The organism is Glaciimonas sp. OK215, from assembly GCF_057787885.1.
This window is the reverse complement of sequence record NZ_CM173544.1, coordinates 1,322,031-1,336,132: the sequence shown is the minus strand read 5'-3', so window position 1 is coordinate 1,336,132 and position 14,102 is coordinate 1,322,031. Positions and strand designations below refer to the sequence as shown.

Below are 14,102 nucleotides of genomic sequence, written 5' to 3'. Positions count from 1 at the left end.
CATCTTCGCGGCCGACGCGGTGTAGAGAGGCGACCTCCACATTTCCTCGGTCGCCCTGATTCTCGCAACGCAGGAACGAAGCCGCAGCGTCGCGCGCTCGACTGAGTTCGTGTTTCCACAGTAAAAATAAAACAGGAGACAACATGCTTATCCCGTTCAATCTCGCGTCATTCGTGCCTGCTCCGGTCAGCGCGCCAGGTAGGCGGGTTCAGCAATGAATAGTTCAGCCAATCCCACACTATCAGCGGACGACGGCGCGATAGACCAGCAGGATATAGATCGTCTGTTAAAAGACATGTTTGCGGCCGCGATCGCGATCGCCCAGCCGGCACTGCGCGTACCTGACTTCCTTCCGGTTCCGCCGAGGGGACGAATGATCGTCATCGGCGCTGGCAAGGCTTCGGCGGCCATGGCAAAAGCGGTCGAAGATCATTGGCCGGGCCCGCTCGAAGGTATTGTCGTTACCCGCTACGGATATGCTGTGCCTTGCGAGCGAATCGACATCGTTGAAGCGGCACATCCGGTACCCGACGCAAGCGGGCGCATGGCGGCAGAGAGAATCTTGCAACTTGTCGCGGGACTGAGCGCCGACGATCTGGTCCTTTGTCTCATATCGGGAGGCGGATCAGCGCTGCTGCCATTGCCTGGCGAAGGCCTGACCTTGCAAGACAAACAGGATATCAATCAGGCTTTGCTCGCCAGCGGCGCCACCATTTCCGAAATGAATTGCGTACGCAGACACCTTTCCGCCATCAAGGGCGGCCGCCTGGCGGCGGCTTGCTATCCGGCCCGCGTAGTCAACTTAATCATTTCCGATGTGCCTGCCGACGGCCTGAGCGATATCGCATCGGGCCCGACCGTCCCGGATGCAACGACCTGTGCGGATGCGCTGGCGGTCTTGCAGCGCTACGCGATCAAGGTGCCGGCTGCGGTGACGGTTCTTCTGGAGAGCAACCGGTCAGAAACCTTGAAGCCCGATGATCCCCGGTTGCCGCATATCGAGACCCATTTGATCGCCACACCGCAATTGGCGCTGGAAGCCGCCGCAAGGCAGGCGCTGGCGGCGGGGATCGACGCCCACATCCTCAGTGATGCAATCGAAGGTGAGGCCCGCGATGTGGGAAAGGTCATGGCGGCTATCGCCACCCAAGTGCGCCGCCGCGGCCAGCCTTTCCAGGCGCCCTGCATTTTACTGTCCGGCGGTGAAACGACCGTCACTATTCGTGGGAACGGTCGGGGTGGGAGAAACGTTGAATTCTTGCTGTCTCTCGGCGTCGCGCTGAACGGCGAGCAAGGCGTTTTCGCCATCGCAGGCGACACGGACGGCGTGGACGGTCAGGACGAAATCGCGGGCGCGTTGCTCAGGCCGGACACATTGGCACGTGCGCGGGATCGCGGTATCCGGCCATCCGAGCGCCTCGAAAACAATGACGCCCACGGATTCTTCCAGGCACTCGGCGACTCGGTCGTCACCGGGCCGACTCTGACTAACGTAAATGATTTTCGTGCCATTTTCATTGCTGCTCAGCACGGCGATCTTTCAAGGAAAAACTAACAAGGAGGAGACAATGCATTCCGATCTCGAAGCCCGCGTTTCCCGTAAGCTCATGTTGCGCATCATTCCGTTCGTCATGCTGCTGTACTTTATAAGTTTCCTTGACCGCGTCAACGTGGGATTCGCCGCGATGACAATGAATAAAGCTATCGGCCTTTCGCCGACACAGTTCGGTCTGGGTGGCGGATTGTTTTTCATCGGCTACTTTTTATTCGAGGTGCCTTCAAATCTGATTCTTCATCGCGTTGGGGCCAGATTGTGGATCGCGCGAGTGATGGTGACTTGGGGTATCGTCTCGGCGGTCTCGGCGTTCGTGGTGGGGCCAAACAGCTTCTACGCACTGCGTTTCCTGCTTGGCGTCGCGGAAGCTGGCTTCTTCCCTGGCATCATCCTTTATCTGAGCTTGTGGTTCCCGTCCAGGCAGCGAGCGGTGGCAGCGGCGTGGTTCATGGCGGCCGCTCCAATCTCTACGGCTATTGGATCGCCGCTCTCGGGGGCGATTATGCAACTCCCTCCGATCTGGGGACTGTCCGACTGGCAAATGCTCTACATCATCGAAGCGGTCCCCGCGATTTTGCTCGGTTTTGTCGTGTTCAGGTACATGACGGACACGCCATCGAAAGCCCACTGGTTGCAACCCGAGGAACAAAAGTGGCTGATAGCGAAGTTGAAGGCGGAAGCCGATGCCAAGCAATCCCACGTCGGCCATACCGCTGGCGCCATGAGTGCATTGCGCGATCCACGGGTCCTTGCGCTAGCCCTTATTTACTTCGGTACTTCGGCGGGTCTTTATACTCTCGGCCTGTGGGCGCCGTTGATCATTCGCCAATATGGATTCAGCATGTGGGAAACCGGCCTCCTCACCGGCATTCCCAGCGTCCTGGCAGTCGTCGCGATGATTCTGTGGGCTCGGCACTCGGACCGCACAGAAGAACGCACCTGGCATGTGGTCATACCGTGCGTCGTGGCGAGCTTAGGTTTTCTGTTTGTCGGCCACGCTAACACTGCATTGCTAATCATGCTTGCGCTGGCGATTGTCAACGTCGGCATCAGCGCTGCAAAAGCGCCGCTTTGGGCCATGCCGAGCATGTTTCTCTCAGGGGCCGGAGCGGCGGCCGGTATCGCCATGATCAATTCGGTGGGCAACCTTGGCGGCTTCGTTGGTCCGTTCGCGATAGGCTGGCTCAAAAATGTTACCGGAGGCTACTCCGCCGGATTGTATGTAGTTGGCGCGACGTTAGCTCTGTCGGCAGTGGTAACCTTGTTGCTGAGCCGGCAAGCAAGACAAGCACCTGCGGCCGCTGGCGCGCAACACGGCCACTGAACGCGCTGATCGGGAGGCGGGATCCTGACAACATGTGGGTTTCAATCCTTCCTCCGATCAACGGCGGACCGTCCGACGGTCAAGAACGGTCTTTCACCGACCTGAGAAAATTGATACACCTTTGATAACTTGTTTGTGGCAACATATGTCAATTCCATTGCGCGGTCGCTTCACGTATCCACGGCACTTTGCATGACATGAGCCAAATTTTGCTAGACAAAGTCTTCATGGCCTTTGGTGCCGATCTTGAGGTCCTGCCTCAGATTTCGCTGCGTGCCGGCGATTTGCTCGACGATTACAAAGAGCCATTGCCGTTCGATCCAGCGCTAGATGCATTGTCGGACGAATATATGGAGCGCTACCACTGGGGCCTCAACTATCTGGATGCCGCTTCCTGGCGCCACTATTTGCCCGGTTTGATGGAGTACGCATTTCGTCATATCCAATTGAATAGTATCGTCGTAGCCGCATTATTGAACGCATTGCGTCCGCCCGACCGTGAGCCGCCACGACTTGCGTCACTGAGCGATGAACAAGAGGCTATCGTTACAGAATTTTTGGATACATTTGCGTTCGCGGATGGTTCGGCATATCAAGAACTCGCGTGTCAGGTACTTGAGGAGTGGTGGGTTCCGAGCGCACTCTATCGTCGGAGATAATAGAACTTATACGCTTGCACCCAGGAAAACTGCATAGGCCTTGGACCTAAGTTCAACGTCTGATCTCATCGCGGCAGGCGCTGCGGAACCGTCATTCAGCACCAGGGCGCGTGACGCGGACACTCCCGAATCCGATGCGGAACCTATCCTCAACGGCTTCAAGGTAAACTACCGGCTGAATTTTTGTTGAGCGCTTAAACGGAAGGTCGAATAAACTTCAGCTCTCGGGAGATGCGGCTTTCATCCATAGAAACATTGCTTCCATGGAATGTCAGTCTCCAGGCTAATTCAGCGCGCCCTTAAGGTTGGTGGCAGGATGCACCAATCCGATGCGGCAGCACCAACCAACACACCAACCGCAAGGAGATTACAGTGACTGCAGGTAAATCAACCATCATCTACACGCTTACCGACGAGGCGCCGCTTCTGGCGACCGCTTCTTTGCTGCCTATCGTCAGGACCTTCACCGCAGCGGCCGGCATCGACGTCGTCGAGAGCGACATCTCGGTCGCGGCGCGGATTCTTGCCGAATTCTCCGACTGCCTCCCTGAGGAACAGAAAGTGCCGGACAATCTGGCCGAGTTGGGCCGCCTGACCCAGGAACCCGATACCAATATCATCAAGCTGCCGAACATCAGCGCCTCGGTGCCGCAGCTGATCGCGGCTATTCGCGAGCTGCAGACACGCGGCTACAAGATCCCCGACTTCCCCGAAGACCCGAAGACCGACGCCGAAAAATCCATTTTGAAGCGGTATTCAAAGGCGCTGGGCAGCGCGGTCAATCCGGTGCTGCGTGAAGGCAACTCCGACCGTCGTGCGCCGGCGGCGGTGAAACGCTATGCACGCAAGAACCCGCACTCCATGTCCAAGTGGAGTCCGGCGTCCCGCACCCACGTTTCCCACATGCACGGCGGCGATTTCTACGCCAGCGAAAAATGCATGACGCTGTCCAGGGCCTGCGACGTCAAGATGGAGCTGGTCGCCAAGGATGGCGCAACCATCGTGTTGAAGAACAAGGTGTCGCTGCAGGAAGGCGAGATCATCGACAGCATGTTCATGAGCAAGAAGGCGCTGTGCCAGTTCTACGAAGAACAGATGGAGGACGCGCGCGAAACCGGCGTGATGTTGTCGCTGCACGTCAAGGCGACGATGATGAAAGTCTCGCACCCCATCGTTTTCGGGCATGCGGTGAAGATTTTCTATAAGGACGCCTTCGCCAAGCACGGCAAGCTGTTCGAGGAACTGGGCGTCAATCCCAATAACGGTTTGAGCAGTGTCTATGAGAAGATCGCCACCCTGCCGGAATCCAAGCGTGACGAAGTGATCCACGACCTGCACGCCTGTCATGAACACCGTCCGGAACTGGCGATGGTGGACTCGGCCAAGGGTATCTCCAATCTGCATGCGCCTAACGACGTGATCGTCGATGCCTCGATGCCGGCCATGATCCGTCTCGGCGGCAAGATGTGGGGCCCGGATGGCCGTCCGAAAGACACCAAGGCGGTGATCCCGGAAAGCACGTTCGCCCGGATCTATCAGGAGATGATTAACTTCTGCAAGACCAACGGCGCGTTCGATCCGACCACTATGGGCACCGTGCCGAACGTCGGCCTGATGGCGCAAAAGGCCGAGGAGTACGGCTCCCATGACAAGACTTTCGAGGTTCCTGTCGATGGCGTGGCGCGCATTGTCGACTTTGACGGCACCGTGCTGCTGGAGCAGAATGTGGAACAGGGCGACATCTGGCGCATGTGCCAGGTCAAGGATGCGCCGATTCGCGACTGGGTCAAGCTGGCGGTGAACCGCGCCCGTCTGTCGGGCATGCCGGCGATTTTCTGGCTGGACGAGTACCGCCCGCACGAAGCCGAGCTGATCAAGAAGGTGAAGACCTACCTGAAGGACTACGATCTGGCCGGTCTCGACATCCAGATCATGTCGCAGGTGCGTGCCATGCGCTACACACTGGAGCGCGTGATCCGCGGCAAGGACACCATCTCGGTGACCGGCAACATCCTGCGCGACTATCTGACCGACCTGTTCCCGATCATGGAACTGGGCACCAGCGCCAAGATGCTGTCGATCGTGCCGCTGATGGCCGGCGGCGGCATGTTTGAAACCGGTGCGGGCGGCTCGGCCCCGAAACACGTCAAGCAGCTGGTGGAAGAAAACCACCTGCGCTGGGATTCTCTGGGCGAATTTCTGGCACTGGCCGTGTCGCTGGAAGATGTCGGCATCAAGACCGGCAACAACAAGGCCAAGATCCTGGCGCAGACCCTCGATGACGCCACCGGCAAGCTGCTCGAGAATAACAAGTCGCCTTCACCACGCACCGGCGAGCTGGATAACCGCGGCAGCCATTTCTATCTGGCCATGTACTGGGCACAGGCGCTGGCGCAACAGACCGACGACGCAGAACTGCAGGCGCAATTTGCGCCACTGGCCAAAAGCCTGACCGACAACGAGCAGGCCATCACGGCAGAGTTCAAGGCGGTACAGGGCCATCCGGTGGACATCGGCGGCTACTTCCTCGTCGACCAGGAGAAGCTCAAGACAGTCATGCGTCCAAGCGCAACCTTCAATACGGCATTGAACGCCGCGCGCGTCTGACGGCAACGTAATGCGGATCTGCGTAATGCTGCAGATCCGTGCCGGCAGGCCACGGCTTGCCGGCGCACGGTTTAGCGTGCGATTTTCTGCTGCAGCATCGCCTTCACGTCCGGCCACTCGGAATCGATGATGGAAAAGCGTACCGAGTTGCGTTTCCGGCCGTCCGGCATGATACGCTCGTGCCGGACAATTCCTTCTTGTTGCGCGCCAATGCGCAGAATCGCCGCTCTCGATTTTTCGTTAAGTTCATCCGTGGTGAACTGCACGCGGACAGCCTTCATGACCTCGAATGCATGGACCAGAAGAAGGTACTTCGCTTCAGTGTTGACACCCGACCGCTGGGCCGACTCACTCAACCAGGTGTGCCCGATTTCCAGCTTTCTGTTCGCACGGTCGATTTTCCAGAAACGCGTGCTGCCGACGAGCAACCCGGTATCGCGCCTGACGATCACAAAAGGCATCACAGTCCCGGCCCGTCGTCCCTCCAATGCGGCAGCGATGTACTTGCCGACGGTCTCGGGTCTTGGCACGACAGTCACCTTCATGTTCCACAATTGACCGTCTGCCGCGGCGTCCAGCAGCCCCGCCGCATGTTCCTGCTGAAGGGGCTGGAGTTCAATTGTCTTGCCGACCAGGGTGGGTTGGATAAATTCAGGGGCGTTGTCGTTCATTACGTGTCAGTTTTCGTTTCAAGATTCTCTTCATCAAACGCCGAGGAGCGTTTCATCGAACCGGATGAAGGCCGAGCGCGCCAGGACCAACCCGTCGAGATGGGTAATGGCGACGCACGCCTACGTGACCAAAATATCTCTGGCGCCCTTCTGGCATCAATCCGACTACCCTACCTGCGCGAATCCATGGCCATGCGTACTGCCAAGCCCGCCAGCATAGTCCCCATCAACCAGCGTTGTATTGTCAACCAGGTAGGTCGCGTTCCAAGGAACGCCGCAATCGATCCTGCTGCAACGGCGATCAAGGCGTTCGTGGTTACACTTATGGCGATCTGAACGCTTCCGAGCGCTACGGCCTGCGCGAGAACACTGCCATGGTTCGGATCGATGAACTGCGGCAACAAAGACAAGTAGAGAATCGCCGCCTTTGGATTCAACAGATTGGTCATGAAGCCCATTGCGAACAGCCGGCGCGAGCTGTCGCGCGGCAGCTCGCGAACTTGAAAGGGCGACCGGCCACCTGGTTTCAGCGCCTGCCAGGCCAGATACAGAAGATAGGCAGCACCTGCGAGACGCAGCGCGTCATAGGCAAACGGCACAGCAAACAGCAAGCCGGTGATGCCGAACGCTGCGGCTAACATATAAATCACAAAGGCGAGCGCTACGCCGCCCAGTGAGATTAATCCCGCCTTGCGGCCCTGGCAAATCGAGCGCGAGACAAGATACATCATGTTCGGGCCAGGCGTCAGCACCATGCCGAACGCTACCAACGAAAAGCCAAGCAGTGACGACGATGCAAGCATATTGATTTCCTTTGAGCGAGGTTTAGTCGAAGGTAGGAGTATACAGCGGCGATCTGCAACGCAGGTTGCAAGTGCAGGAGCCGCCTCCAATCATTGAAGTCCTACCGGATCGGGAGCGTTTTCCCGAAAAATTCGACTATCGACTGATTGAATACCCTATGGAATTCCCGTCGGTCAAATCCAGGAGCGCTTGTGCAGATTTCCGGAGCCCTTGCCGCCAGAAAAGCATTGCAGGGGGCGAGAAAGTCAAAATGACCAGCCGTCGGCACGACGGAATATTCAGGAGCCTGTGGTAATGCCCCGCGTACGGCTTCTGCGTACCAAGGGTGCGGCAAGATAGTGTCCGCCTCGGCACGCCACAACTGAACCGGAACGACCACGTCTTTGAGGCCATCAGGAGAAAATGTGAAACCAAGGGCTGGCGCCGCAACCACTGCAGCTTTGATGCGAGCATCCTTTACGCCATCCCGGCTTGAAGAGGCCGGGACAGCCGCGCCGGTGTGGCGAGCGATCAACTGGCAGGCGAAGTCGCCGGCGTGGGCCTGGCAAAAGGGTGTAATTTTAGTCATGTCCGGATGGCCGCCGATGTTCACCAGGGTAGTGAACCCTCCCGCAGAAAAGCCGAACATCCCTATCCTTGCCGGATCGATTTGAGCATGTCCGCTCCAGGTCGATAGCACGTAATCCAGCATGCGGCTGATATGTCTGGGACGTTCCATGATGAAAAGATTGCGGCTTTGGTCGGCATAGGTGTCGCCCGTATGCGTCACGGCCGCAACGACAAAACCTGCTTCGGCCAAGGCAATGGCCGTGTCGTAGTGGCCCAGATAAGAGCCGCCTGTGCCATGGGAGATGACGACGAGAGGTAGCGCCTTTCCCTCTACGGGACCATCGACTGCCACTGTCTGCGTGACAGCGCGCATGGCAACGGACGAAGGCGTCGCCGTGCTCGGATACCAGATGCCGACTTCCAGCGGCGCGCCGTCCGGATCCGGAGCAATGACGTGTTGGAAGCCGACGGCATGGACCTGCGCGCCGTAACTGCAAAGGACGGCGACCAGCGATACCAACAGCGCGCGCAGCAAATTTGTCGTTTTCATTTTTATACTCGAATGTTATGCGTGGATGGGACGAACGGGGATCAGTAAATCGGTGTGCAGCGCATCCGGCGATACCGTATGCGGACTGTTGCGGTAGAACTGCAGCAGAGGACGGTCATCCGGCTCGTAGCCGCTATCCGGCAGCCACAGCGAATACAGCGCAGCGATGGTGGCATTGATCTGCGTATAGGGCCCCAGCAGAGTATGCGAGACATAGCATCCGGCCGGAATCTCGACAAGCACGACATCATCGCTGATCGAACCCCCATCGGAGAGCGTCGCGGCGGCGAAATACGCAAAATCGCCGACAACCTCAGGATCGCCATAGCTGATGCCGAGCCATTGCCCGACCGGGCGATGCGCGACCAACTGCCGCAGGTGCCGATGCGTATGCAGAATCGTCCCGTGTGGGCCGCGATGCTGCAGTGCTTGTACCTGGAAAGACTTTTGTTCGATCAGTTGCACTTCGGGGCAAAGCAATTTTTCACAATCTCCGGCATGCGGAATCTTGTCGGCGATCTGGTGAATCTTCTTCTGAAATTCACGCGGCGACGTGCCGGCATACTGGCGAAAAGCGCGAGTGAACGCCTGCGGACTGTCATAGCCAGCCTCCAGCGCAATCTCTGTCACGCTGCGCCGGTTCTCGCCCAGCAATGCCGCCGCATGCGCCAACCGCATGCGGCGCACGGTTTCCACGACGGTCTCGCCGATGAGGCTGCGATAGATTCTATGAAAATGGAAAGGCGAGAAATGCGCGATGGCAGCGAGGTCTTCAAGACTGTGCCGCGCCATGGGATCGGCCACAATCGCCGCAACCACGCGCGCCATGCGACTCCGGTATTTTTTTTCAGAACTGTCACGTTTCATGGCTTCAGTTTAACCGGCCCGACGCTGGACTACTTAGCTGCGTTTGCGAAATGGGGAATCAAACTTCGTATGGGATGCGGGAAAATGCCTGCTTATGGCCGGTTTGAGCGATTTTCAGAAACGAATCAAGCGTGCTCTGATACGCGCGTTCCCCGATGAGAAGACCCCTGGTTTCCCGCGCTAACACCCATGCGTCAGTCCTGGCACGAGCCCTATTTGTTATCCGGTACAACAAGTTCTCGCACCATGCCACCTTCAGGTGCGCTGCCGCTGGTCGTGCCCTCGCCGTCTATGCGACGACGACACGCATCCCGATCGTCCGGCGGCAGTGCATTGCACCGTAGCAGGGCATTTTGACTATACCCGCCCGGTCCGTCATTGAGGCGCCCGCTCCTTGACGCTTCCAATGCTGCCCCAGCCTCTTTCAGGCAAGTTGCGCGCGTCTGGTTCGACTGGCCACTATTGCAAATTTTTCGTTCTGCCTGGTAGCGACCGTTCGCGTCTTGCGAACTGCCTGCCGCCATTGCCGATAGTGCTGCAAACGAGGTGCTCAATACGATAAACGCCAGCGCCGACAGCCGAGCTGTTTTACGATTGAAATTAGTGGATGCTGAAGCAAAACGAATCTGGTTGATTGACATGATGATTCTCCGGTGTGGGACCTTAATCTATCGAAAATCAACACCTGCTGTATGTGCGGTAACGAACGCAAGGAGGACGATAGTGGTTCCTCTTGTAAGCATCGGCGCATACCGGCTGGTCAGAAATGTCTACCCTCGCTTCACACGGTGACGGACAGCAATCCGACTCGAAATTACCGCCCGTTCGCCGCCGCGACAGTAGAATAGGCTGCCGCGGCCAGCAGGCGTCTGGTGTAAGGCTGCTGCGGCTGCGATAGCACCGACTCGGTCGTTCCGCGCTCCACTACTTCGCCATCCTTCATCACCATCACCCGATGCGCCATCGCACGGATCACCGCCAGGTCGTGACTGATAAAGAGATACGCCAGACCGTACTTGCGCTGCAACCCGGCCAGCAAGGTCAAGACCTGCTGCTGCACCGACACATCGAGCGACGACGTCGGCTCATCCAGCAAGATCAGCGCGGGTTTCAGCACCAGCGCGCGCGCAATGGCAATCCGTTGACGCTGCCCACCGGAAAATTCATGCGGATAGCGCGACATCATGTCCGCCGACAAACCGACCTCAACCAGGGATGCGGCGACCGCCTGTTGCAGCCCGGCCGGATTCAGTTGTGGCTGATGCAAGGCCAGGCCCTCGCCGACAATCTGCTCGATCGTGCGGCGTGGCGACAAAGAGGCAAACGGGTCCTGGAACACCACCTGCATCCTGGCGCGCAGCGGCCGTATGGCCGCGCTGCTCATCGCGCTGAGCGGCTGGCCGGCGAAGCTGATCCGGCCATCGACCCTGGCCGTCGACAAGCGCAGTAAAGCCATCCCCAGCGTCGATTTGCCCGAGCCGGACTCGCCGACGATGCCGAGCGTTTCGCCGGCCTTCAACTCCAGATCGACATCGTCGACCGCAACAAACGGCATTTTCCTGAACCAGCCGCGCTTGATCGCAAAGGTACAGCGCACCTGCTGTCCAGTCAGCAACAGCTCGGCCTCGGCCGCGACCGTATGCACGATGCGTTGCGGACGGCTGGCGAGCAGTTTGCGGGTGTAGGGTTCGCGTGGGTTGGCGAACAGCTCGGCGGTGCTCGCGACTTCCACCAGACGCCCCTGCTCCATCACACCGACGCGGTCGGCGAAGCGCCGCACCAGATTCAAATCGTGAGTGATGATCAGCACGGCCATATTTTCTTCGCGCTGCAGCTGGTTCAGCAACTCCAGAATCTGTACCTGGATCGTCACATCCAGCGCGGTGGTCGGCTCGTCGGCAATCAGCAATTTCGGCCTGCAAGCCAGCGCCATCGCAATCATCGCGCGCTGACGCTGGCCGCCGGACAACTCATGCGGATAGGACAGCGCCCGGCGCGCCGGTTCCGGGACGCCGGTCTTGTCCAGCAATTCAACGGTGCGCCGCGCAGCCGCCCTGGCGCTGATGCCTTCATGCAGCATCAACACTTCCGCGATCTGGTTGCCGATCGTGAACAAAGGATTCAAGGCCGTCATCGGCTCCTGGAAAATCATCGCGACATCCTTGCCGCGCAGCGCACGCAGCGCCGGCTCCGGCTTTTGCAGGATGTCCTGGCCGTCAAACAAGATACGCCCGGCGTACTGCGCATCCTGATTCAGCCGCAACACCGACAGTGCGGTCACGGTCTTGCCCGAACCGGATTCGCCGACCAGCGCGAATTTTTCACCGGGCGCGATCGAGAAACTGATGCCATCGACCACCGTCGATGCGTCAAACCGGATCTGCAAATTGTCGACCTGCAGCAAACTCATGCCTTCCTCCTGACATCCAGCGCATTGCGCAGCGCGTCGCCGATATTCGTCAACAACAGCAAGGTGATGGTCAGCACGGCAAAAGTCGAGAGCGCGATCCACCATGCATCGAGGTTATTCTTGCCCTGCGCCAGCAGTTCGCCCAGGCTCGGCGTCGACGGCGGCACGCCCAGTCCCAGAAAATCGAGGCTGGTCAAGGCCAGGATCGCCCCGCTCATGCGGAACGGCAGGAAGGTCACGACCGGCGTCAGGCTGTTGGGCAGCACATGGCGCCAGATGATTTGCCCGTTCGACAGGCCCAGCGCCCTTGCCGCCAGCACATATTCGAGATTGCGGTTGCGCAGGAAATCGGCGCGCACGTAATCGGACAGCCCCATCCAGCCGAACAGCGACAGCAAGACCAGCAGCAAGCCGATGCTCGGCTCGAAAATCGATGCGAAGATAATCAGCAGATACAGCTCCGGCATCGAACCCCAGATTTCGATGAAGCGCTGGAACAGCAAATCGGTCCTGCCGGCAAAATAACCCTGCACCGCGCCGGTCACCAGCCCCAGTGCCACGCCGGTCACCGTCAGCGCCAGGCCGAACAGGATCGACACCCGAAAGCCGTACAACAGGCGCGCGAACACGTCGCGGCCGCGATCGTCGGTGCCCAGCCAGTTTTCCGCGGACGGCGGCGATGGATTCGGCGCTTGCGCGAAATAGTTCAGCGTGTCGTAGCGGTAATGGTTGAGCGGATAAATCGCCCAGTTGCCATTTTTCCGGAACTGGTCGCGAATGAAGGGATCGAGATAATCCGCCGGCGAAGCGAAGTCGCCGCCGAATACTTTATCGGAATAGGTTGTGACGATCGGAAACACAATCGCGCCGTGGTAGCGCGCAATCAGCGGCTTGTCGTTCGACACCAGTTCGGCCACCAGGCTGACGGCGAACAGCGCGACGAACAACACCAGGCTCCAATAACCGCGCCGGCTTTGCTTGAAGCGCAGCCAGACGCGGCGGCCTGGCGACAGGGATTTGGCAGTCATCGGCTTAAACTTTCGAACTGAACGCGCGGGTCGACCCAGACATAGCACAAGTCGCCCAGCAATTTGACCACCAGACCGATCAAGGTGAACAGGTAGAGCGTGCCCATCACCACCGGGTAATCGCGCCGCACCACCGATTCGTACGACAGCAAACCCAGGCCATCTAGGGAAAACAGGGTTTCAATCAGCAGGCTGCCGGCGAAAAATGCGCCGATGAATGCGGCTGGAAAACCGGTCACCAGCGGGATCAGCGCATTCCGGAACACATGCTTGTAGAGCACCGCGTTCTGGCTCAAACCCTTGGCGCGCGCGGTCAACACATATTGCTTGCGGATTTCTTCCAGAAAGGTGTTCTTGGTCAGCATCGTCATCACCGCAAACGCGCCGGCGACCGACGCCAGCACCGGCAAGGTGATGTGCCACAGATAGTCGGTCACCTTGCCGAAGGTCGACAGCGTGGCCCAGTTGTCCGAGGTCAGGCCGCGCAGCGGGAACCACTGCACGAAGCTGCCGCCGCCGAACATCACCAGCAAGAACACGCCCAGTACAAAACCCGGAATCGAATAGCCGACCAGCACCACGATGCTGCTCACCGCATCGAAACGCGTACCTTCGCGCGTCGCCTTCGCAATACCGAGCGGCACCGAGATGAAATAGGTCAAAAAGAAAGTCCACAGACCGATCGTGATCGAGACCGGCATCTTCGACTTCACCAATGCCCAGACATCGTTGTGGTGGTAAAAACTCTGCCCCAGATCGAAGGTCGCGAAGCCCTTCAGCATTTGCCAAAAGCGCTGCGGCGCCGGCTTGTCGAAACCATACAGCGCCCTGATTTCCTTCACGCGATCGGCATCGATACCCTGGCGCCCGCGATAGTTGGACGCACCGCTGCCGGACGCTTCGCCCGCGCCGGTTTGCTGGCTTTTCAATTCCATCAGCGCTTGCTCGACCGGCCCGCCCGGCACGAACTGGATCACGGCAAACGTGATCGCGATCACACCCAGCAAGGTCGGCAGCATCAGCAGCACGCGCTTCGCAATGTATGCCCAAATATTCATCTCATCCTCGTCGTCTCAAG

12 protein-coding genes are annotated in these 14,102 nt (G+C 58.8%); 4 read left to right on the top strand and 8 right to left on the bottom strand.

Annotated elements, in window-relative coordinates; genetic code table 11:
* Positions 1-295 precede the first annotated feature (295 nt).
* The 4 genes from AC3CHX_RS05915 to AC3CHX_RS05900 all read left to right on the top strand — a co-directional run bounded on the left by AC3CHX_RS05915 (position 296) and on the right by AC3CHX_RS05900 (position 6,145).
* Positions 296-1,555 (top strand): glycerate kinase type-2 family protein, encoded by a 1,260-nt coding sequence (locus AC3CHX_RS05915; RefSeq protein WP_488644726.1) that lies wholly within the window; start codon positions 296-298, stop codon positions 1,553-1,555.
* Positions 1,556-1,568: 13 nt separating this feature from the next.
* On the top strand, positions 1,569-2,879 hold the full coding sequence (locus tag AC3CHX_RS05910) for an MFS transporter (RefSeq protein ID WP_488643157.1): 1,311 nt from the start codon (positions 1,569-1,571) through the stop codon (positions 2,877-2,879).
* 197 nt (positions 2,880-3,076) lie between these two features.
* Positions 3,077-3,538, top strand: a complete 462-nt coding sequence (locus AC3CHX_RS05905; protein ID WP_488643156.1) for a DUF6714 family protein — start codon at positions 3,077-3,079, stop codon at positions 3,536-3,538.
* 372 nt (positions 3,539-3,910) lie between these two features.
* Complete coding sequence (locus AC3CHX_RS05900; RefSeq protein WP_488643155.1) at positions 3,911-6,145, top strand: NADP-dependent isocitrate dehydrogenase; 2,235 nt, start codon at positions 3,911-3,913, stop codon at positions 6,143-6,145.
* A 71-nt stretch (positions 6,146-6,216) separates the two neighbouring features.
* On the opposite strand, the gene AC3CHX_RS05895 is transcribed toward AC3CHX_RS05900, so the two are convergent.
* From AC3CHX_RS05895 to AC3CHX_RS05860, 8 genes are all read right to left on the bottom strand, one after another.
* Positions 6,217-6,816: a GNAT family N-acetyltransferase gene (locus AC3CHX_RS05895; protein ID WP_488643154.1), complete on the bottom strand. Its 600-nt coding sequence runs from the start codon at positions 6,814-6,816 to the stop codon at positions 6,217-6,219.
* 170 nt (positions 6,817-6,986) lie between these two features.
* On the bottom strand, positions 6,987-7,619 hold the full coding sequence (locus AC3CHX_RS05890) for a LysE family translocator (RefSeq protein WP_488643153.1): 633 nt from the start codon (positions 7,617-7,619) through the stop codon (positions 6,987-6,989).
* A 101-nt stretch (positions 7,620-7,720) separates the two neighbouring features.
* Complete coding sequence (locus AC3CHX_RS05885; protein WP_488643152.1) at positions 7,721-8,719, bottom strand: alpha/beta hydrolase family protein; 999 nt, start codon at positions 8,717-8,719, stop codon at positions 7,721-7,723.
* Positions 8,720-8,734: 15 nt separating this feature from the next.
* Positions 8,735-9,586: an AraC family transcriptional regulator gene (locus AC3CHX_RS05880; protein ID WP_488643151.1), complete on the bottom strand. Its 852-nt coding sequence runs from the start codon at positions 9,584-9,586 to the stop codon at positions 8,735-8,737.
* A 212-nt stretch (positions 9,587-9,798) separates the two neighbouring features.
* Positions 9,799-10,227 carry a hypothetical protein gene (locus AC3CHX_RS05875; protein ID WP_488643150.1) on the bottom strand — a complete coding sequence of 143 codons (429 nt, stop codon included), beginning with the start codon at positions 10,225-10,227 and terminating at the stop codon, positions 9,799-9,801.
* A 173-nt stretch (positions 10,228-10,400) separates the two neighbouring features.
* Positions 10,401-11,996 carry an ABC transporter ATP-binding protein gene (locus AC3CHX_RS05870; RefSeq protein ID WP_488643149.1) on the bottom strand — a complete coding sequence of 532 codons (1,596 nt, stop codon included), beginning with the start codon at positions 11,994-11,996 and terminating at the stop codon, positions 10,401-10,403.
* On the bottom strand, positions 11,993-13,024 hold the full coding sequence (locus AC3CHX_RS05865; RefSeq protein WP_488643148.1) for an ABC transporter permease: 1,032 nt from the start codon (positions 13,022-13,024) through the stop codon (positions 11,993-11,995). Before AC3CHX_RS05865 ends, AC3CHX_RS05870 begins: the two co-directional genes overlap by 4 nt.
* Positions 13,021-14,082 carry a microcin C ABC transporter permease YejB gene (locus tag AC3CHX_RS05860; RefSeq protein WP_488643147.1) on the bottom strand — a complete coding sequence of 354 codons (1,062 nt, stop codon included), beginning with the start codon at positions 14,080-14,082 and terminating at the stop codon, positions 13,021-13,023. Before AC3CHX_RS05860 ends, AC3CHX_RS05865 begins: the two co-directional genes overlap by 4 nt.
* Positions 14,083-14,102: the final 20 nt, after the last annotated feature.